This window comes from Streptomyces sp. enrichment culture, from assembly GCF_964273255.1.
GTDB lineage: Bacteria > Actinomycetota > Actinomycetes > Streptomycetales > Streptomycetaceae > Streptomyces.
Map to the genome: position 1 here is coordinate 269,960 of NZ_OZ186835.1, position 19,290 is coordinate 289,249.

Annotated in this window: 19 protein-coding genes and 1 pseudogene; 10 read left to right on the forward strand and 10 right to left on the reverse strand. The window is 75.4% G+C overall.

Features of this window, described 5'->3' with window-relative positions; all coding sequences use genetic code 11:
- Window positions 1–253: 253 nt before the first annotated feature.
- Both ACSU53_RS01205 and ACSU53_RS01210 read left to right on the forward strand, forming a co-directional pair.
- Window positions 254–1,447, forward strand: a complete 1,194-nt coding sequence (locus ACSU53_RS01205) for a glycoside hydrolase family 64 protein (RefSeq protein ID WP_437024339.1) — start codon at window positions 254–256, stop codon at window positions 1,445–1,447.
- Window positions 1,448–1,629: 182 nt separating this feature from the next.
- A pseudogene (locus tag ACSU53_RS01210) lies at window positions 1,630–2,712 on the forward strand (PP2C family protein-serine/threonine phosphatase); the annotation flags it as partial.
- Between the two features lie 236 nt (window positions 2,713–2,948).
- Here the strand turns inward: ACSU53_RS01210 and ACSU53_RS01215 are convergent.
- Complete coding sequence (locus ACSU53_RS01215; RefSeq protein ID WP_437024340.1) at window positions 2,949–3,188, reverse strand: chaplin; 240 nt, start codon at window positions 3,186–3,188, stop codon at window positions 2,949–2,951.
- A 294-nt stretch (window positions 3,189–3,482) separates the two neighbouring features.
- Here ACSU53_RS01215 and ACSU53_RS01220 point away from each other — a divergent pair, with 294 nt between their 5' ends.
- Window positions 3,483–3,704 carry a hypothetical protein gene (locus tag ACSU53_RS01220; protein WP_437024341.1) on the forward strand — a complete coding sequence of 74 codons (222 nt, stop codon included), beginning with the start codon at window positions 3,483–3,485 and terminating at the stop codon, window positions 3,702–3,704.
- A 448-nt stretch (window positions 3,705–4,152) separates the two neighbouring features.
- Here ACSU53_RS01220 and ACSU53_RS01225 read toward each other — a convergent pair whose 3' ends face one another.
- From ACSU53_RS01225 to ACSU53_RS01235, 3 genes are all read right to left on the reverse strand, one after another.
- Window positions 4,153–4,641, reverse strand: coding sequence for a DUF5709 domain-containing protein (locus tag ACSU53_RS01225; protein WP_437024342.1), 489 nt, complete (start codon window positions 4,639–4,641; stop codon window positions 4,153–4,155).
- 28 nt (window positions 4,642–4,669) lie between these two features.
- Window positions 4,670–6,232, reverse strand: coding sequence for a hypothetical protein (locus ACSU53_RS01230; RefSeq protein ID WP_437024343.1), 1,563 nt, complete (start codon window positions 6,230–6,232; stop codon window positions 4,670–4,672).
- Between the two features lie 309 nt (window positions 6,233–6,541).
- Window positions 6,542–7,282 (reverse strand): HAD family hydrolase, encoded by a 741-nt coding sequence (locus ACSU53_RS01235; protein ID WP_437024344.1) that lies wholly within the window; start codon window positions 7,280–7,282, stop codon window positions 6,542–6,544.
- Between the two features lie 77 nt (window positions 7,283–7,359).
- On the opposite strand from ACSU53_RS01235, the gene ACSU53_RS01240 reads away from it, so the two are divergent.
- A complete protein-coding gene (locus ACSU53_RS01240; RefSeq protein ID WP_437024345.1) occupies window positions 7,360–8,034 on the forward strand; it encodes a nucleoside/nucleotide kinase family protein in 675 nt (224 codons plus the stop codon).
- Between the two features lie 200 nt (window positions 8,035–8,234).
- Here ACSU53_RS01240 and ACSU53_RS01245 read toward each other — a convergent pair whose 3' ends face one another.
- Window positions 8,235–8,636 carry a DUF3662 domain-containing protein gene (locus ACSU53_RS01245; protein WP_437024346.1) on the reverse strand — a complete coding sequence of 134 codons (402 nt, stop codon included), beginning with the start codon at window positions 8,634–8,636 and terminating at the stop codon, window positions 8,235–8,237.
- Between the two features lie 21 nt (window positions 8,637–8,657).
- Complete coding sequence (locus ACSU53_RS01250) at window positions 8,658–8,831, reverse strand: hypothetical protein (RefSeq protein WP_437024347.1); 174 nt, start codon at window positions 8,829–8,831, stop codon at window positions 8,658–8,660.
- A gap of 157 nt (window positions 8,832–8,988) precedes the next feature.
- Here ACSU53_RS01250 and ACSU53_RS01255 point away from each other — a divergent pair, with 157 nt between their 5' ends.
- From ACSU53_RS01255 to ACSU53_RS01265, 3 genes are all read left to right on the forward strand, one after another.
- Window positions 8,989–9,909, forward strand: a complete 921-nt coding sequence (locus tag ACSU53_RS01255; protein ID WP_437024348.1) for a MurR/RpiR family transcriptional regulator — start codon at window positions 8,989–8,991, stop codon at window positions 9,907–9,909.
- A 610-nt stretch (window positions 9,910–10,519) separates the two neighbouring features.
- Complete coding sequence (locus ACSU53_RS01260) at window positions 10,520–10,894, forward strand: hypothetical protein (protein WP_362097055.1); 375 nt, start codon at window positions 10,520–10,522, stop codon at window positions 10,892–10,894.
- 171 nt (window positions 10,895–11,065) lie between these two features.
- On the forward strand, window positions 11,066–13,372 hold the full coding sequence (locus tag ACSU53_RS01265; protein ID WP_437032965.1) for a SpoIIE family protein phosphatase: 2,307 nt from the start codon (window positions 11,066–11,068) through the stop codon (window positions 13,370–13,372).
- A 46-nt stretch (window positions 13,373–13,418) separates the two neighbouring features.
- On the opposite strand, the gene ACSU53_RS01270 is transcribed toward ACSU53_RS01265, so the two are convergent.
- Together ACSU53_RS01270 and ACSU53_RS01275 are read right to left on the reverse strand one after the other, a co-directional pair.
- Window positions 13,419–14,099, reverse strand: coding sequence for a peptidoglycan-binding domain-containing protein (locus tag ACSU53_RS01270; RefSeq protein ID WP_437024349.1), 681 nt, complete (start codon window positions 14,097–14,099; stop codon window positions 13,419–13,421).
- 73 nt (window positions 14,100–14,172) lie between these two features.
- Window positions 14,173–15,006: a hypothetical protein gene (locus ACSU53_RS01275; protein WP_437024350.1), complete on the reverse strand. Its 834-nt coding sequence runs from the start codon at window positions 15,004–15,006 to the stop codon at window positions 14,173–14,175.
- Between the two features lie 133 nt (window positions 15,007–15,139).
- On the opposite strand from ACSU53_RS01275, the gene ACSU53_RS01280 reads away from it, so the two are divergent.
- Both ACSU53_RS01280 and ACSU53_RS01285 read left to right on the forward strand, forming a co-directional pair.
- Entirely contained in the window at window positions 15,140–15,862 is a 723-nt protein-coding gene (locus ACSU53_RS01280) for a TetR family transcriptional regulator (RefSeq protein ID WP_437024351.1), read from the forward strand.
- Window positions 15,863–16,033: 171 nt separating this feature from the next.
- Window positions 16,034–16,447, forward strand: coding sequence for a Zn-ribbon domain-containing OB-fold protein (locus ACSU53_RS01285; RefSeq protein WP_437024352.1), 414 nt, complete (start codon window positions 16,034–16,036; stop codon window positions 16,445–16,447).
- A 55-nt stretch (window positions 16,448–16,502) separates the two neighbouring features.
- Here ACSU53_RS01285 and ACSU53_RS01290 read toward each other — a convergent pair whose 3' ends face one another.
- Both ACSU53_RS01290 and ACSU53_RS01295 read right to left on the reverse strand, forming a co-directional pair.
- Window positions 16,503–16,895 (reverse strand): PPOX class F420-dependent oxidoreductase, encoded by a 393-nt coding sequence (locus tag ACSU53_RS01290; protein WP_437024353.1) that lies wholly within the window; start codon window positions 16,893–16,895, stop codon window positions 16,503–16,505.
- 32 nt (window positions 16,896–16,927) lie between these two features.
- Window positions 16,928–18,124, reverse strand: coding sequence for a MalY/PatB family protein (locus tag ACSU53_RS01295; RefSeq protein WP_437024354.1), 1,197 nt, complete (start codon window positions 18,122–18,124; stop codon window positions 16,928–16,930).
- 24 nt (window positions 18,125–18,148) lie between these two features.
- Here ACSU53_RS01295 and ACSU53_RS01300 point away from each other — a divergent pair, with 24 nt between their 5' ends.
- Complete coding sequence (locus ACSU53_RS01300) at window positions 18,149–19,186, forward strand: hypothetical protein (protein WP_437024355.1); 1,038 nt, start codon at window positions 18,149–18,151, stop codon at window positions 19,184–19,186.
- Window positions 19,187–19,290: the final 104 nt, after the last annotated feature.

Below are 19,290 nucleotides of genomic sequence, written 5' to 3' on the forward strand. Positions count from 1 at the left end.
AAGCCACCCTTAAGGAGCGGTTAAACAATCGTGCCGAGCGCCGCCCCGCACAGGGAACGCCCAGGTCAACGGCGGTCGGGGGACAAGTCGGACCCGTTGGCGGAGCCGGCCGCGGTCCGTACCATCAGGGCCGCGCGCCGGTACCGACGGCCGTCCTGAGAGCGCTCTCTGAACGGGTGCGGATCCGGACCCGGCCACCCCCCACGTCGGCCGGCGCGCTCAGCGACCCGCGACCCTCCAGGAGACCCCCCACATGACTCCCCGACACCAGCGCCCCCTCGGCCGTCGCAAGGTGCTCTTCGCGCTCGGCGGCGCTGCGGTGGCCGCGCCCGCCGTCGCCGCCCTCGCTCCGCACGCGCTCGCCGAGGGCCCCGCCGACCGGACGGCCGCCGACGCCCTGCCGCTGACGATCGTCAACGACACCGGCTCCTTCGACAACGCGAGCGTGCGCCTCTACGTCGTCGGCAACCAGGACGGCCGCCAGGTGCGCCTCACCCCCGAGGGCACCCTCGCCCCGGTCTCCCTGTCGGACAACGGCCCCGACGGCTTCACCGACTACGCGATCGACCTGGCCGGCAGCGGCGAGACCCGGCTCTCCCTCCCCCACATGTCCGGCCGGATCTACGTCGCCCTCGGCGGCAGGCTGAAGTTCAAGGCGGTGGCCGACGGCGACGGCAACGCGGCCCTGCAGTACCCGGCCGGGTGGGTCGAGTCCGACCCCAACTACGGAGTCCTGCACGACTGCGCGGAGTTCACCTACAACGCGGCCGGCATGTTCTGCAACACGACGATGGTCGACATGTTCAGCGTGCCCCTGAGCCTGAGGCTGACCGGCGCCGAGGACCAGACGACGGGCACCGTGCGGGACGGCGGGCGGGCCGCCGCGTTCGACGCCGTCCGCGGGCTGGAGGGGTTCTCGCGGCTCGTCGTGGACGACACCCGGATCATCGCCCCCGGCCACGGCCTGGACGCCGGTCTGTTCGACAAGGACTACCTGGCCCCCTACATCGACGAGGTGTGGAGCACCTACACCGGGCGGGACCTGAAGGTCACCACCAACGCGGGCACGTTCACCGGCCGGGTGCGCGGCGACCGGTTCACCTTCGACGGGCCGGCCCAGGTATCGTTCGGCCGGCCGTCCACCCGGGACGTGCTCTTCTGCGACGGGGCGCTCGCCGCGCCCAACGACGGCACGACCGGACCGGTCGCCGCCGTGCTGGGGGCCGGCTTCAACCGCTCCACGCTGCTCAGCCACCCCGACCAGCCGACCACGGACCCGTCCGACTTCTACCGGACCGACCTGACGAACCACTACTCCAAGGCCGTGCACGCGGCCACCGAGGACGGCAGGGCGTACGGCTTCGCCTTCGACGACGTGGCCGACTTCGCCTCGTACATCCAGGACACCGCCCCGACCGGCCTCCGGCTCACCCTGACGCGGTTCTGACCGCCCCGGCTCCGCGACGCCGGCCGGGTGCCCCGACCCGCCGTACCGGGGGCGTCCGCCCGGCCGGCGTCCTGCCCCGCCCCCGTCGCGGGCGGGGCAGGACGGGGCGAGGCACGCCGGGCCGGCGCACCGTCCGGCGTGCGGGGTCCCGCCCGGCGTAGCAGCGTGGTCCTGTGAGCGGACTGCGCGTCGGGACGGCCCGCCGGGACCGGACGGGGTATCTGCACGGAGCACCGCCGCCGGGCTGGGCCCGGCTGGTGCCGGTCGTCCTGCTCGCGGCGGTGTGCGTGACGACCGCGGTCAGCACCGAACCGCTCGACATCGGCTTCGTGCTCGGGGCCGTGCCCCCGCTCGCCGTGCTGGCGCACGGTCCCCTCGCCACCGCCGTGCTGGGCGCCCTGACGCTGCTGGTGCTGAGCGTGCCGGCGTTCAACCTCGACGCGCCGGGCAGCACCGACCTGCTGACCGTAACGTTCGTCGCGGTGCTGAGCGTGCTGCTGTCGTTCGTCCGCAGCCGCCGGGACGCCCAGCTGGTCACCGAACGGGCCGTGGCCCGCGCCGCCCAGCGCGCGGTCATGCCGGCGCTGCCCGACCGGGTGGGCACGGTGCGCTGCTCGGGCCTGTACCGGGCCGCGCAGCGCGGGACGCTGGTCGGCGGCGACTTCTTCGACGTCCGCGCCGGACCGCACGGGGTGCGGGCGGTCATGGGGGACGTGCAGGGCCACGGGCTGTCGGCGGTGGCCACGGTGGCGTCCCTGCTGGGCGCGTTCCGGGAGGCGGTGCTGGACGAGCCGGACCCGGAATCGGTGGCGGCCCGGCTGGACCGGCGGCTGAGGGTGGACGCGGCCGGCGACCCGCACGCCGAGCTGTTCGCCACCGCGGTCCTGCTGGACTTCGCCGCCGACGCGCGGTCGGTGCGGCTGGTGGCCTGCGGGCAGCCGGGGCCGTTCCTGTTGCGGGACGGGCGGGCGGTGGAGCTGGAGGTCGAGCCGTGCCTGCCGCTCGGTATCGGGCTGGCGGAACCCGGGATGCCCGGTGGGACGGTGGTGCGGCTGCGGCACGGCGACCGTCTGTTCCTCGCCTCCGACGGGGTGTTCGAGGCGCGCGACGCCCAGGGCGCGTTCTATCCGCTGGCCGAGCGGCTGACGCGGTTCGCCGACGGCGATCCGGCCGGCCTGGCAGGGCGGGTGTGGGCGGACCTCCTGCGGCACTCCCCCGACGTCGACGACGACGTCACGATGCTCGTGCTGGCCCCCGTCCTGCCCGGCGGTCCCGAGGGTCGGGACGACCAGGGCGGGCGCAAGGGGCGGGACGGGCGGGACGGGCGGGACCTGCGGGAGGAGCAGGACGCGCCGGACGGGCTGCGCCGGGGCCGGCGGGAGGGGCCGTCCGGCGGGGGCGGCGGGCCCGGCGGCGGCGCGGACGCGGACGGCGCCCCGCCGCTCCCGCGGTGAGCGGGGGGAGCGGCGGGGCGCCGGTGAGCCGTGCGACGGGACCCGGGTCAGCCGTTGACGCAGGTGTTGCCGAACGCCGGGTTCAGCAGACCGCCCACGTTGATCGAGTTGCCGCAGGCGTTGACGTCCAGGTCGACCGGAATCTGGATGACGTTTCCGGAGAGGACGCCCGGGCTGTTGGACGCGACGCCGACCGTCTCCGGACCGTCGTCGGCGACGGCCGTGCCGGCGGATGCCAGCAGGGCCACGCTCGCCAGGCCGGCCGCGGTGATCAGACGTATGCGCATGGGAAGGCTCCTGTCGTTCGCAGGGACATGTGAGTCCACCTTCACCTCGGGTCCGGCGCGGCGACATCGGTGGGCGTCCGAACGGGCGGACGGCCGGCCGTGCGGGGCCGGCCCGGACCCCCCGGGCAGGTTTCCCGGACGCGCGGGAAGGTACTCCGGCAGCCAAGGAGCGGCCCTCCCCCGCGCGGGCCCGCGTGCTCCGGATGCACGCCGGGCCCGCGCGTCGAATGGTGGGGGCGGACCCGATGACCGCACCGGGGCCGCTACAGCGATCCGGACCCGAGGAGCCCCAAGATGTCGACGTCCCAGCCCGACGCGTCGCAGCCCGGCGCGTCCCGGCCGCCCGAGGGCGGCACCACCCCCGACAACCTGCTGCACGCCCGCACCGGCACCGACGTGTCGCCGGAGGACGTGGTACTCGCGTCCGGCAAGGACCTCACGCCGGAGAGTCTCGAATGGGCCAGGCGCAAGCTGGCCGAGGAGGGCCCCGCCGCCCTGGACAAGCTGCTCCCCTGAACTCCGGTCGCCGCGGCCCGGGCCTCCCGGGCCGCGGCATTCTGCCGTCCCACGGCGGCACGGCGCCCCACCCCCGCGACCGCTCCACGGCGCGCCGGGACCCACCGCGACGCCCCGGGGCAGGCACACGACCGGGGCACGACCGGGGCACGCCGACGGGACCGCCACCCGACGGAGACTTCCCCGACCTGCGCCCTCCGACCTCCGACCTCCGACCCCCGCACCCTGACCCCCGGCCCCCGAGACGGCGGGAGAGCGAGAAGCCGGGAGTACGGCCGGGAGGCCGGTGCGCCGAGGGGCCTCAGTACCGGGGCCGCCGGCCGACGGTGACGGTTCGCGGACGCGGAGGGGCCACGTGGACGAGGCCGCCGCCGGCCCGGTACGTGCACCGGGCCGGCGGCGGCCTCGTCCACGGGGCGGGAGTCACCCGGTCCTGGCCGGCCGGGTGTCAGGGGGCCTCCCGGTCCTCCGGCAGCAACTCGTCGTCCTCGACGACGTGCATGGCGGCCTCCTCGGCCCCCGCGGCCCCGCCGTCGATGCCCACGTCGTCGGCGACGGTCTCCTTCGTCCGGTCGGGGCGCAGGCCCTCGTCCGGGGCGACCAGGCGCCCGGCCCGGTCGGCGCCCGTCTCCGGGTCGACGGGCTCGCCCTCGCCCCCGGGCAGGTCGCCCACGCCGTCCCCGACGGGTGCGGACACCTCCGGCACTTCCTGGGCCAGCCGCTGGTCGAGGGTCTCCCCCTCGTTCTGCTCGGCGGCGGTGGTGCCGTGCTTGGTCACTCCCAGCGGCTTCTCCGGCGGGGAGTAACCCTCGTCGAGCATGTCGTCGTAGGTGCGCTCGTCGACCGCGTCCTGCATGTCCAGGGGGGCGGCGTCCTCCTGCTGCTCGTTGCTTCCGGTGGGCTGGTAGGCGTCGTCCGCCATCGGTTCGGTGCCCATGCGGTCCTCCCTGTCGCGCTCTGTCGGCTCATGTCGTCCCGGGTGTCCGATCCGCGTTTCCCGTGACGCGATCTCTAACCCCGCCGGAGCCCGGCTCGTCCCCCGGTCCGTCCTTCGGGGGCGGCGCGACACGGAACCTCAGGTCGCCGATGCGGTGCTCGGGCCAGGACCGGGCGTACGCGGGCGCGGTGCCGCCGGGGGCGACGACGGTGGCGACGGGGATCCGCTCGGCGGTGCGCAGGATCGCCCCGACGGTGGTGTTCGCGTTGTTGCCGGCGGTCGCGCCGGAGGAACAGCCCGTGTAGTACCCGATCGGGATGGCCTCGTGGCCGGTGAGGAGACAGGGCGGGGCGACACCGAGCCGGTGCAGTTCCCCGGCCGTGCGGGTCCACTCCCGCCGGCTGTCGATGTTCCGGTCGGCGGTGAACACCAGCACGGTCAGCTGGACGGCGAGGTGCCCGGCCACGCACAGGGCGACCAGGGGCGCCAGGACGGGCCGCCATCCGCCGCCGGGCCGCTCGGCCAGGTGCCACAGCGCGGCGGCGACCGGGAATGCCAGCAGGGCGTAGGAGGGCTGGAGGAAGCGGGGCGCCGCGTAACCGATCATGAACAGGTAGGGGACGGCGGCCGTGGTCGCGCAGGCCAGTGGGAGCAGGGTGCGGGTGACCTGTCCGGCCCGCACCGCCACGTGGAGGGCGAGGAGCGCGAGCAGCGGCAGGACGAACCACCACAGGGTGATCACCGGGTGCGGCATGGATCCGGTGCAGGGGCGGCACAGCGCGCGTCCGCCCAGGCTGCGCACCTGGTCGTCGACCGCGATCTGCCAGCCGAGCCCGCCCTGGATGCGGGACGCCTCGGCGAGCCGCTCCCCCAGTCCGCCGTAGGAGACGAAGGCCGCCACGATCCAGTCGGCGGCGCCGGCGAGGAGCCCGGCGGCGAGGACGAGCAGGAGCCGCCCGTGCCGCCGGGCCAGGGCGAGGACGACCAGGGGGACACTGACCCAGACGGCGTCGGTGGGCCGCATGAGCGCCATGAGCGCCGCCCCGCCGGCGACGCCCCACAGCGCGAGCCGGGCGGACGGGTCCTCATGACGGCGCAGGAAGCAGCCGACGGTCACCAGCGCGCCGATGGCGACCCAGTAGTTCGGCATGGCCTGCGGGCCGTAGAAGAGGGTGATCCACAGGGAGGCGAAGAACACGCCGCCGGCCACCAGCACCCGGGTGGGGAACAGACCGCGCCAGACGCGCAGCGCCCCGTACAGGGCCAGGCCGGACAGCACGGCCAGGTAGACGCGCAGCAGCACCGTCGAGGAGGACCAGGAGGCGACCGGTGCGACGAGCAGGGAGACGCCGCGCGAGCGCGGGGCGCTGAAGAAGGCGGCCGGGTGGTGGGAGGTGACCTGGCTGACGTAGACGATCTCGTCCCAGCCGAGGCCCAGCACCGGCCGCACCAGGAGCAGCTGCGCGACGGTGAACACGGCGGCGACGGCGGCCAGTGGTCCGGTCCCCGCGCCCCGCCGGGGCCGCCGGGCGGTGGCGGAGCGGTCGTGCCGCCGCTTGCCGAGGAGCAGGTCAGCGGTGCCGTCGGCCATCGTCGGTCCCCGTTTCCGCGCGGTCGTCCGTACCGGGTCCCGCGGCCGCCGGCAGGCGCGCACCGGCCGTGGGGGATCCGGGCATCATGGTCAAACTAACCTCGGGGTGCGGGGCTCGCCGGGCAGGACACGGCGGGCGGGCACTCGTGAGGAAGGGCGCCGGGGCCCTGCCCGGAGCCCGCCCGCGCCGTCCGGTGGTGTTCCGGCCCGCCGTCCCTCGTGCCGCGGAAGGGTTCCGTATCGACGTCCGCCCCGCCGCCGGACGGGGAACCGCACGGGGCCCGGCCGCCGGCCGCGGGCGACGCGGTGTCAGGGCGTGGGGTCCAGGAGTTCGGCGACGTCGGTGACGACGCGGTCGGCGCCGTGCGCGTACAGGGCGTCGCGGTGGCCGGTGCGGTCCACGCCGACGACGAACCCGAAGCCGCCCGCCCGGCCCGCCTCCATCCCGGCCAGCGCGTCCTCGAACACGGCCGCCCGCGCCGGTGCGACGCCGAGGTCGCGGGCGGCGGCGAGGAAGGTGTCCGGCGCGGGCTTGCCGGCCAGCCCCCGCGCGGCGGCGGTCCCGGCGTCGACCCGTACGTCGAAGAGGTCCTCGGCGCCGATCGCGCGCAGCACGTCACGGCAGTTGGCGCTGGAGGAGACGATCGCGGTGCCCAGCCCGCGGGCGCGGACGATGCGGAGGTAGCGCAGGGTGCCGTCGTACGTCTCGACGCCGTCGGTGCGGATCCTGCGCAGCAGCGCGACGTTCTTACGGTTGCCGAGGCCGTGCACGGTGCGGGCACCGGGCGGGTCGTCCGGGTCCCCCTCCGGCAGGTCGATGCCGCGGGAGGCGAGGAAGGTCCGGACGCCGTCGGCCCGGGGCCGGCCGTCGACGTGGTTCTCGTAGTCGAGGGACGTGAAGGGGCGGAAGTTCTCCCCGTCGCGGTCGCGCAGGAAGGCGTCGAACATCTCCTTCCAGGCGGCCGCGTGGACCACGGCCGTCGCGGTGACGACGCCGTCGAGGTCGAAGAGGCAGGCGCGGATGGTGGCGGGCAGACCCGTGTCCGTCATACGGGACACTGTGCCCTGCGGGGCAGCCGGGGGCGGTGACCGGCGCACACCGGGGGTGTGCTGCCACACTCTGCCGTGTGGCACCGACCTTCGACGACCTCCTGCGCCGCGCCCGGAGCCTGCCCCGCGACGGCCGGCGCGCGATCCTCGGCATCGCGGGCAGCCCCGGTGCGGGCAAGTCCACGCTGGCCGAGCTGCTGGTGCGGGGGCTGAACGGCACCGGCGGGCAGGACTGGGCCGCCCACGTGCCGATGGACGGCTTCCATCTCGCCGACGCCGAGCTGGAACGGCTCGGCCGCCGGGACCGCAAGGGGGCGCCCGACACCTTCGACGCCGCCGGGTACGCGGCCCTGCTCAAGCGGCTGCGCGAGCAGCCGGAGGACGAGGTCGTGTACGCGCCCGCCTTCGAACGGGTGCTGGAGCAGCCGCTCGCCGGAGCCGTCCCGGTGCCGCCGACGGCCCGCCTGGTGGTCACCGAGGGGAACTACCTGCTGTGCGACGAGGGCCCCTGGCGGCGGGTGCGGGCGCTGCTGGACGAGGTGTGGTTCTGCGCGCCGGACGAGGAGGACCGGTTCCGGCGCCTGGTCGCCCGGCACGTGGAGTTCGGCAAGCCGTACGACGAGGCGGTGGCCTGGGTGCGGCGCTCGGACGAGCGCAACGCCGAACGGGTGGCACGCACGCGCCACCGGGCCGACCTGGTGCTCCCCGCGTCGGCGCTGCCGGGGCCCGGGGACGGGCCGACGCACGGCTGAAGCGGTGGTCCGAGTACGGCGGTGAGTGGTCCGGGTACGGCGGTGGGAAAGACGCGTCGCGGCGGGGCGGGGGCGGTCCGGTCCGGCCTCGTGGTGCCGGACCGGACCGCCCCCGCCCTGTGCACCGCCCCGGGACCTACGGGGGCCGGCGGCGCCCCCGCCCTCGGCGGGCGCGGCGGGCGCCTGCGCCCGCCCGGGCCTCAGCGGCTCGCTCTGCCGAACCCCTCCGCGCTGACGTGGGGCATCACGGTGCTCGCCACCCGGTAGCGGCCGTTGGGCACGTCGCCGGACCGGCCGACGTGGACGGCGAGCGGGCCCGCCCACTCGTACCCCTTGCGGGCCGCGTGCCGGGCCAGACTGTCGGTCAGGGCCTGCCCCACCCGGCTGCCCCGGCGGGTGAGTTCCTCGTGCACCGGGGCGGACAGTTCCACGTCGTAGGCGTTGGGGACCATCACCCGCCCCTCCGCGCACACCACGGCGTGGCTGTCGCACTCACGCCGCAGGGCGTCGACGAGTTCCACCGGCCCGCGGTCGGAGATCCGTGCCCGCAGCGCCTCCCACCGGGTCTCCAGGGCCTTCTCCCACGCACGCAGCGTGCTCATCGCCTGCACCTCGCCGCAACGTCACCGGTCCTGGTTGTCGTCGAAGTCGTCGGGGCGCACGTCGGCCTCTTCGAGGGCCTCGCGCATCGTGCGGCCGGTGGCCCCCTGGTCGTGGCTCCCGTTCTCCGTGTCGGCACGGCCGAGCGTCTCGTCGGTGTCGTGGGTCTTGGGCCGGTTCTCCTCGGGGACGGTCATCTCCGTCGCTCTCCTCGTGTCGTGGGTGGGTGGTTGTCGCTGGGAGGGCGGGTTCCCCGGGGTCGCCGGGCTATCCCCGCGGGTCCGGTGAGCACCGCCGGCCACAACGGTGCGTGAGCTATGTTGAACTCTCGTGGAAGACGAAGGAGGCGGACACGTGCCATCGCCGCAGCAGGCACGCGCACAGGCATCCGCGATCACCTCGGGCAGGGCGGCGCAGGAGACGGACGTGTCCCCGACGTCCCGGCTGCGCACGCTCTTCGACCGGCCCCGGCTCTCCCCCGGGCAGCGGCGTATCGCCCAGTACCTGATCGACCACATCAACGAGGCGGCCTTCCTGTCGATCACCGACCTCGCGGACCGTGTCGGGGTGAGCCAGCCCTCCGTGACCCGGTTCGCGTCCGCGGTCGGCTTCAGCGGCTATCCGGCGCTGCGGGAGAAACTGCAGTCGATCGCCCTCGGCCCCCTCGCCGGCGGCCAGGCCACGGAGGAGAACCGCGGCAACGAACTGCAGGCGGCGGTCGACGCGGAGATCGAGAACCTGGAGAACCTGCGGCGGGACTTCGCGGACGCCGACCGGGTCATCGAGGTGGGCCGCGACCTCGCCGCGTCCGCGCCGCTGACCGTGCTCGGCCTGCGCATCTCCGTCTCCCTGGCCGAGTACTTCGCCTACGCCGCCCGCCGCATCCACCCGGACGTGCGGCTGGTGACCCGCGGCGGCAGCGTCGCCTACGACGCGTTGCTGCAGTCGCGTGAGGCGGGCGGCACCTGGGTCCTGGCGTTCTCGATGCCCCGGCACGCGCACGAGACGCTGACGGCGGTGAAGGTGGCGCGGGAGGCCGGGCTGAAGGTCGCCCTGATCACCGACCTGGCGCTCGGCCCGCTGGCGGACGAGGCCGATGTCACCCTCGCCACGGGAACCGGCTCCCGCCTGGTCTTCGACTCCTACGCGGCGCCGGGCGTGATGTGCGCGGCCCTGCTCCAGGCGATGACGGACGCCGACCCGGAGCGCTCCCAGGCGCGGCTGGAGGAGTACGAACAGGTGGCGGACCAGCTCCAGTTCTTCCTGCGGGACTGAGGCCCGCGCCGGGTCCGGAACACCCCCTCCCCGGCCCGGAGACCGGACGGCGGCGGGTCACCCCGACGCGTGCCGCCGTGACGGAGCGCCCGGCTCCCGGCCGCGTCGGCCCCTCTCCGCGTGGCCGTACGGTCACGGGCGAGCAGCCGTCCCGCGATCGAAGCACGCATGAATGTTTTCATACGTCTTGCAAACCAGATGGCATATATAAATACTGCTCACGGATCGCGGACCACCGCTCAGGACGCGATCCGACCGCTTCGCACCACACCCACCAGGAGCACCTGCCACTTCCAGCACCACCGGTATCTCCGACAGCTTCACCCGCACCACCGGCACCACCGGCTCCACGCCGCACCACCGCACCACCCGCTCCGCCCGGAAGCCGACGGTCCGCCCGCGCGCCGCACACACCGCGCGCCGCGGACGGCACAGGCACCGACCGGGCCCCAGAACGAACACCGCAACCGCCGGGTCCTACCCGCTCCGGCGGTCACGGTGTTCGGCCGGGCGTCCCCTTGCCCGGCCACCGTGGCGGCTCCGGTCATCCCCTAGACCGGGGCCGCCCCATCCCGTCGTCCACCCCAGCGACGCCGCACCACCGGAAGCGATGACCATGACCGTGACCTCCACGCGCCTCGGCCCGGACTGGCCCTGCCAGGTCAAGACCCCCGGCAGCTACGACTGGGAGCGCTCGGCCACCAAGTGGCTGCGCGAGCTCGTACCGGCGCGCTACGCGAGCTATCCCGCGTTCCTCCGGCAGCCCGTGCTGCTCGCCCGGCACGCGCAGATACAGGTCGAGCACGAGATCCGGGTCGCCCGGACCGCCCTGCAGACCGCACGGGCCGATCTTCCCCGGCTGGGCCTGCACGAGGGTGTCATCGAGCACACCATCAAGCTGTACGCCGCCGAGGTGATGCAGTTGCAGCACATCGCGCGCAGCGTCCGGGCGGTGACCCGGGCCCTGGTGGACGCGGGCCGCTGAGCGCCTGGTCCGCGGCCGGCCGCCGCGGGGCCCGGGCGCGGGTCCGTGGGGCCCCCGGTCCCGGCCGGTCGGAAGCCGGTCTTCGAATAACCTTTCGTGTGCGATGCTCAACAAGTGAAGAGCGATCGTGTTACCCCGGCGGAACAGGGAGGCGTTCCCGGTCTGGCCCACATGGCCCGGGTCGTGGCCCAGCAGCGCGCCGAACTCGACCGGCTGCACGAGCAGGCGGCGACCGCGGCCGTCGTGGAGCGCGCCAAGGGGGTCGTGATGGCCCTGACGGGGTGCTCCGCCGAAGCCGCCGGGGACACTCTCCTGCGGCGCTCGGTCACGGCCCGGCACACCCTGCTGGAGGAGTGCCTGCTCACCCTGGGCGCGTCGGAGCGGACCGCGGCCCCGGTCCGGGACGACGGCCCGGTCCCGTCCCACGCCGGTGACGGCAGCGCGGACGGCTCCGACGACGGCCTCGGTCGGCTCGCCCTGGCGCTCGCCCACGCCCTCACCCCGCAGGACCTCGCACGGAGCGTGCTCGAGCACCTCACGGCCTCGCAGGGCGCCGACGCGGTGGTGGTCTACGCCCGCCGGCCCGACGGCGGCCTGGACCTGGTCGGCCACGCCGGCCTCGACGCCCGGGAGGCCGTCCGGTGGCGGCAGCTCCCGCCGTTCAACGGACTCGTCCCGCTGCACGCCCTGCGCAGCGGTGAACCGCGCTGGCTGGAGGACTTCGCCGAGGACAGCAAGCGGTACCTGCTGATCGGCGAACCGCCGGAGCGATGGCGGTCGCGGGCCTGGCTGCCGGTGCCCGGTGAGGGCACGGACGTGTGCCTCGGCGTCCTGCGCACCGGGGAACGGCCGTTCTCCCCCGGCGACCGGGCCCACCTGCTCGAGATCGCCCGGCTGTGCGCCCGCCCCCTGCACGCGTTCACCGCGCCCGCCCGGCGCTCCGCCGCGGCGTCGGCCGACCCCGTCGGCTCCCTGTTCGAGGCGCTGCCGGTCGCGGCGATGCTGCTCACCCCGCTGCGCACGTCCTCCGGGGAGACGGAGGACTTCCGCATCGAGGCCGCGACCGCCCAGGCGGGCGCCTTCCTGGGGGGCGCCGGGGACGAGCCGGTGGGGCGGCGACTGCGCGCGTACCGTCCCGGGGTGGCGGACGAACCGCTCTGGCAGTGCTGTCTGGCCACCCTGGCCACCGGCGAACGCCACGAGGGCGAGCCGTTCGCGCACGAGGAGACGGTGGACGGCGCCCGGGAGATGGCGACGTACTCCGTGCGGGTGACTCCGCTGGAGGAGTCGCTGGTCGTCATCTGGGTCCGGCACGCTCCGTCCGACCGGCAGGAGCAGCGGCTCGCCGAGCTCCAGCGGCTGGGGAACCTCGGCTGGGCCAACTGGAACCTGAGCACCGGGGAGGCCTCCTGGTCGTCCCAGGCCTTCACCATTCTCGACCGCGCCCCCGCGCTCGGCCCGTTCCCGCTCACCGACGTGCCGACGCTGGCGGTGCCCGAGGACCGCCCGGCCCTGGAGTGCGCCGTACGGGACATGCTCAGCGCGGGCCGGCCCTTCGACGTGCTGTTCCGGGTCCGCACCGAGCGCGGCACGCGGCACCTGCGGCTGGTCGCGGAGGCGCTGGCCGACGTCCACGGCAGACCGGTCGACGTGCACGGGTTCATCCAGGACCTCACCGCGCGGCGCCGCGCCGAACTGGCCCTGGTGGAGAGCGAACGGGAGATCCTCACCCAGCACGACGTCCTGCGCACCGAGCGGGCGCTGGTGGCCCGGCTGCAGCACGCCCTGCTGCCGCTCCCCGGGCATCCGGTGCACCCGGCCGGGCTGCGGGTGCAGGTCGCCTACCTGCCCGCCCAGACCAACATCCACGTCGGCGGCGACTGGTTCAGCGCCATCGAACTGCCCGACGGCGACGCCCTGTTCGTGGTGGGAGACGTCGCGGGGCACGGCGTCGACGCCGTCGCCACCATGGCCCAGCTGCGGTTCACCGCGAAGGGCATGGTCATCACCGGCTCCTCCCTGACCGGTGCGCTCGGGCGGCTCAACACCCTGCTGCTGCACTCCCGCGAGAGCCGGGCCACCGCGACCATGGTGCTGGCCCGCTACCGGCCCGCGGAACGGCGGCTCGTCTGGGCGCAGGCCGGTCACACGCCGCCGCTGCTGCTGCGCGACGGGGGCGTGACCTATCTGCGCCGCCCGCCGGGCATGCTGCTCGGCGCGACGCCCGCCCCGCACTTCGAGGAGGCCGAGTGCGTGCTGGAGCCGGGCGACCGGCTGCTGCTGTACACGGACGGCCTGGTGGAGCGCCCCCCGGAGAACATCGACCAGGGCCTGGAGCGGCTCGCGGAGGCCGTGACGAGCCATCCGGACGAGGAGCCCGGATCCCTGCACACGCTGCTGGAGACGATGCTGGCGGGCGACGACCGCCGCGACGACGTGTGCGTCCTGGACATCCGCGTCCCCAAGAAGGAGGAGTGAGGGCGCGGCGGGCCGCCCGCCCCGCGGCCGGCCGGCAGGACCCGGGTCACCCGGCCACGGCGGGAGTGCGGGACTCCAGGGCCAGGCGGGTGTCGTCGCCGTAGACGCCGCTCTCGTCGCCCCGGATGCCGTACCAGAGCTGGAAGCGGGCGACGGCCGCCGTCAGGGCGGTGTCGTAACGGCCGTCGGTCGCGCCGTCCCGGTAGACGTCGGGGATGCGCAGCAGCCGCTGCTGCAGTTCGCTCACCTCCGGGCCCGAGTCGCCCTCGCGCAGCACACCGGGGGCGGCCGGGGCGGGCGCCGGCGGAGCACTCGTCGCCGGGCCGGGTGCGGGCGCCGCGGCACGGGCGGGCGGCGTCCCCCCGCCGGGAGCCGTCCCCGCGTCGCCGTTCGCGCCGAGGAGCAGGGCGGCGCCCCCGAACCCCAGGACGGCCGCCGCGGCGGTGGCGATCACCACGGCGGCGCGGCGCTGTCCGGGGCTGTGGGAGGGTGCCCGGAGGCGGTCCCGGCCCGCGGCGGCGGGAGGCACCGGCGGCAGTTCCCGGGTCTCCGCCTCCGCCTCGGCGTCCGCGCGGGGGACGGACACGGCCTCGTAGCCCGCGGCGGTGTCCTGCTCGAACTCCCGGAAGAGTTCGGCGAGGGCGTCGGTGCGGCGCGGGCGCAGGACCCGGATGGGTTCGAGGGGCGGCCCGTCGTGCGGTGACCGCGGGCCGGGGGGTGTCGCCACGCTGCTCTCCCTTCCGCCGGGGCGGGGCACGGTCGCCCTCACGGGAGGGATACGCGGCGCGGGGCGCGGCGGTTCAGCCGTGCGCGTCCAGGAAGCGGTGCAGGGAGGCCGTCATGGCGGCCACGAAGGCGTCCCGGCCCGCGTCGTCGAGGGCGTCGAGGGACAGGTAGGGGTTGTGGTCCTCCAGTTCGACCAGCAGGAGCTCCCCGTCACGGGTGCGGCAGGCGTCGACGCGCTGGATGCCGTGGGCGAGGGTGTTCCACTCGACGAAGCGCCGGGCGAAGGCCAGGTCGTCCGGTCCCGGCCGGAAGGGCTCCAGCTGCCAGCGCCGGTCGGGGTCGGGGGCGTAGAGGGCGTACTGGAAGGCGTGGTCGACGAAGTAGAACGAGAGCTCGTGGGCGAAGTCGACCAGGGGCTGCGCCAGCAGGTCGCCGTCGAGCAGGTCGGGCACCTCCGCAGCGCTCACCACGCGCAGGCCCACGGAGTCGGCGCCCCGCCGGGGCTTGACCACGTACCGCTCCGCCCGGGGCAGCCGGTGCAGGTCCTCGGCCCGGTCGACGGTGGGGATCACCGCCTCGCCGGCGGCGGTGAGGTCGAGGAGGTACTGCTTGCCCGCCATGTCGCCGCGGCCGGTGAGCGGGTTGTAGACCGGGATGCCGGTCGCTCCGGCCCGGGCGCGGAAGGCGTCGTGGGCGTCCCTGTGGTAGAGCACGGGGCCGCTGTTGCGGGTCACCACGGCGTCGAAGCCGTCCAGCAGCGCGGCGGCGTCCCGGGGGTGGCACAGGGCGAGGTCGAAACTCTCGCGCAGCCGTGAGGTGAGGAAGACGTCCTCGTCGCAGTAGCGGCGTCCGCGGGCCGGGTAGGCGAGGTCGGTGACGTACAGGAGGCGGGCGCGGGCGGACGGCATGGAGGGCTCCTCGGGAACGGCGTGGTCCGCTCATAGGAAGCCCCGTCCCCGGCCCGGCACCGGGCAGCACCGAGTACCGTCGATCCCTGCACCGAGTGCCATGCGCACCGCTGCGGGTGCTACGTTCGCCTGCATGAGTTCCAGCGGGGCGGCGGCCGGCCGCGGCGACAGGACCGAGCAGCCGCCCATGCGGGACGCCCTGGTCGCGGCGGCCTTCCGGTTGTTCACGGAGCAGGGCTACGAACGCACCACCGTGGGCGACATCGTGACGCTGGCGGGGGTCGGACGGCGGTCGTTCTTCCGCTACTTCCCCACCAAGGAGGACGTGGTCTTCCCCGACCACGAGCGCTGCCTGGCCGACATGACCGCCTTCCTGGACGCCGGCCCCGGCGACGCCGAACCCGTCACGCGGGTGTGCGACGCGGCCCGGCTGGTGCTGCGGATGTACGCCGAGAACCCCTCCTTCTCGGTGCAGCGCTACCGGCTCACCAAGCAGGTTCCCGGTCTGCGCGCCTACGAGCTGTCGGTGGTGTGGCGCTACGAGCGGGCGCTGGCCCGGTACCTGCGCGAGCGGTTCGCCGGGCACCCGGACGGCTCCCTGCGGGCCGACGTGATCGCCGCCGCCGTGGTCGCCGCGCACAACAACGCCCTGCGCTCCTGGCTGCGTTCGGACGGCCGCGACGACGCCGAGGCGGCGCTCGACCACGCGCTGACGCCGGTGCGGGAGGCCTTCGGCACCGTTCCGGTTGCGCCGTCCCGGGCGCTGCCCGAGGACGTGGTGGTCGTGGTGGCCCGGCGCGACGCGCCGCTGTGGCGGGTGGTGCGGGAGCTGGAGAGCGCGCGGGGACCCGGCTGAGGCGCGGGCGCGGCGGGGCGCCCTTCCCGGAAAATCCAGGGTACGCAGTGCCTTTACGAGTGACACTGAGTGCCATACTCTGTCGCTGTGCCCGGTGGCACGGCGTCCCGGGCACCCGTGTGCCCGGGTGACCGCGCACCGGTTTCCGGCCCAGTGCAGGGAGTTGACAGCGTGTACCACCACTCAGGGAGCGTCGTTCAGCCGGCGGCCGGTATCGCGACCGGCGTGCTCGAGGCCCAGGTCCCCGACCGGGACGCCATGCTCTTCCAGCGCTGCACCTGGTGCGGCACCGCCATGTACCACCGGCTGCTGTGTCCGGTGTGCCAGGGCAGCGACCTGCGGACGGAACGGAGCGAGGGTCTCGGCACCGTCCGCCATTCCACCGTGCTGCACCGCAACACGCCCGCGGCACGCAACGTGTCCCTCATCGAGATGGCCGAGGGCTTCGTCGTGCGGGGCCGCGTCATGGGCCCGCCCATCGGCATCCACAGCGGCGACCGGGTGCGGCTGTCCACGGCCAAGGACCCGGTGCGCGGCGAGCCCGTCTTCCAGCTGGTCGACGAGCCCTACCGGGCCTGGACCTGACGGTGTGACGGGCCGCCCCGGCGGCCCGTCACACCCGCCGCCGGAGACGGCCGGGTCAGGCGGAGTGCGGCGGGGTCACCCGGATCCCGACGGTGCCCCCCAGGCCGCGGCGCAGCCGGCTGCCGAGGAGCGTCAGCCGCCCCATGAGGCCGTACTTGCGGGCGATCAGCTGCCGGTAGCGGGCGGTGGTCGCCGCGTCCACGACGGCGGCGGTGGCCGGGAGCTGCTCGCCGGTGGGGTTGCCCCGCAGGTCGCACGGACCCACCAGGACGTCGGCACGGGCCCTGATCCGCTTCACCTTCCAGCTGTCGGCCGCGGTCCACACCCCGAGCGCGTCGCCGTCCCGCACCACCCACACCGGCGTGGCCACCGGCGTGCCGTTCCTGCGGTAGCTGGTGACCAGCAGGTACGTGCCCGCTCCGAGACGCTCCAGGTCCGCTTCGTCCATGGCGGGCAGTCTAGGCCTCCGGCGGCGCCCGCTCAGCTCTCCCCCGCCGGCCCGGCGACGGCGCGGGCCATCCCCCGCACCGCCAGGGTGAGCACCTCGGCCGAGGTGGCGAAGTTCAGCCGGACGTGCCCCCGGCCGCCCGTGCCGAAGTCCGGACCGGGGTTGAGGGCGACCCGGCCCCGCTCCAGGAAGACCCGCGCCGGGTCGTCGCCGAGCCCGAGGCCGCGGCAGTCCAGCCAGGCCAGGTAGGTGGCGTCACCGGGTCGGTGGCCGATCGCGGGCAGCTGCTCGGCGAGGAGCGAGGACAGCAGGGCCCGCTGGGCCCTCAGCCCCGCGAGCAGGGCGTCGAGCCAGGGGGTGCCGTCCCGGAGGGCGGCGGTCTGCGCGATGACTCCCAGGTGGTTGGGGCCGTCCGCGACCTCCTCGGGCAGCCGCGCCAGGTCGTCCGCGGCCGCCGGCCCGGCCACGGCGAGCGCGGCCCTGATCCCGGCGAGGTTCCACGCCTTGGAGGCCGACATCAGCGACAGGCCGCGTTCGGCGCCGGGCACGCTCAGGTACGGCACGAACGACACGTCCCCGAGGACCAGCGGCGCGTGCGCCTCGTCGGCGACGACCCGCACCCCGTGCCGCTCGGCCAGGGCCGCCACGGCGGCCAGCTCCTCGCGGGTGTGCACGGTGCCGGTCGGGTTCTGGGGACTGCACAACAGGTGGGCGGCCTGCCGCCCGTCCTCGGTGACCCGCCGGAAGGTGTCCTCCAGGACGTCCAGGTCCAGCCGTCCGTCGGTGCCGAGGGGCGCCTCCACCACCCGGCGGTCCAGGTGCGTGACGAAGGAGTAGAACGGCGGGTAGACGGGCGGATTGACCACCACGGCGTCCCCCGGCCCGGTGACCAGCCTGAGCATCTCGACCACGCCCTGCATGACGTCGGGCACCACGGCCGTGCGCGGCACGGCGAGTCCGTCCCAGCCCCACCGCTCGGAGGCGAACGCGGCCAGCGCCTCGGCGAAACCGGTACCGGCCGCGTAGCCGGTGTCGCCCAGGGCGAGGGCGTCGGTCACCGCCCGGACGACCGGTTCGGCGAGGGGGACGTCCATCTCGGCCACCCACAGGGGCAGCACGTCGTCGGGGTAGGTGCGCCACTTCGCGCTGGTGCGCTCGCGGAGCCGGTCGAGGGTGAGGACCTGCAGCGGATTCGGTTCACCGGACGGTTCGTGCGGGATCCTGGTCATGGGCACACGATAGGGGGCCGAGGAGTGGGCGAGGACGAGGCGGACACGACGGCGGGCACGGACCCCGGGACCGGCCCCGGCACGGGTCCCGCGCGGGAGGTGGCCTGCGACGAGTCGGGGTCGGACGGCGAGAACCTGACCGGCGGGAACACCGACGTGTTCGCCCACGCCGGGGTGCACGTCCCGGTGACGGCGGCGGCGCTCGCCCTGCGGGAGGTCCGCGCCCGCATCCGCTCCCCCGCCGAGGAGTACAAGGCCAACCACCTGCTGCGCGAGAAGCACCGGCGGGTCCTGGAGTGGCTGCTGGCCCCGGACGGGCCGCTCCACGGCCGGGCGGGGGTGCACCTCACGGAGAAGGCGTTCTTCGTGGTGGACCGGGTCACCGACCTGCTCCTGGCCGATCCGGAGGCGGCCGCGGCGCTGTTCCGCACGGGGCGGCGCGATCTGGGGGACGAGGGGTGGCGGGCGTTCCTGGCCGCCGCCAACCGGCTGCTGCGCGGACGCCACGACGGTGAACGGCGCGCGCCCGTCGACCACTTCCTCGCCACGGTCGACGCCCTGCGCGCCGCCCGCCCCGCCGCACGGACGGCCCGGGTGCTGGACGGGCTGGCGGAGCGCCGGGACCGGGCCGAGGCGTACCGGGCGGGGCTGTCCGGCGCGCCGGCCGGGCACATACCGGTGCTGGAGCCGCTGCTTCCGGCCATCGTCGCGACGGCCGCGCACGGGAGCGCGGGCGGCCGGCCGGTGCGGCTGGTGCACGACCGGCAGAACATCCTGACGCCGGAACGCATCGCGTGGGTCGAGGAGACCGCCCGGCGCGCGGGCATCGCGCTCACCGGCCTGGAGCTGGTCGTCGCGCGGTCGGACGCCCGGGTCCAGCTGGCCGACTTCCTGGCGGGCACGGCCCGGCGGATCGCCTCCGACGAACTGAACGGGCGCGGGGATCCGGTCCTCACCGCGCTGCTGCGCCCGTACGTCCTCCCGGCGTCCGTGTGGGGCGACGCCCGGAGCTGGGGCGTCCTGGCCCCCGGCGCCGACGACCCGCTCGGCGTGGCCGGTTGACGCCCCCTGAGGAACGTGTGACGGGCCGTCGGTGAACACCGCGCCGCCGTCCGCCGTATGGGAGGGGGGCACTCCACTCACGGGAGGCCTCCGCGGTGCGCGCG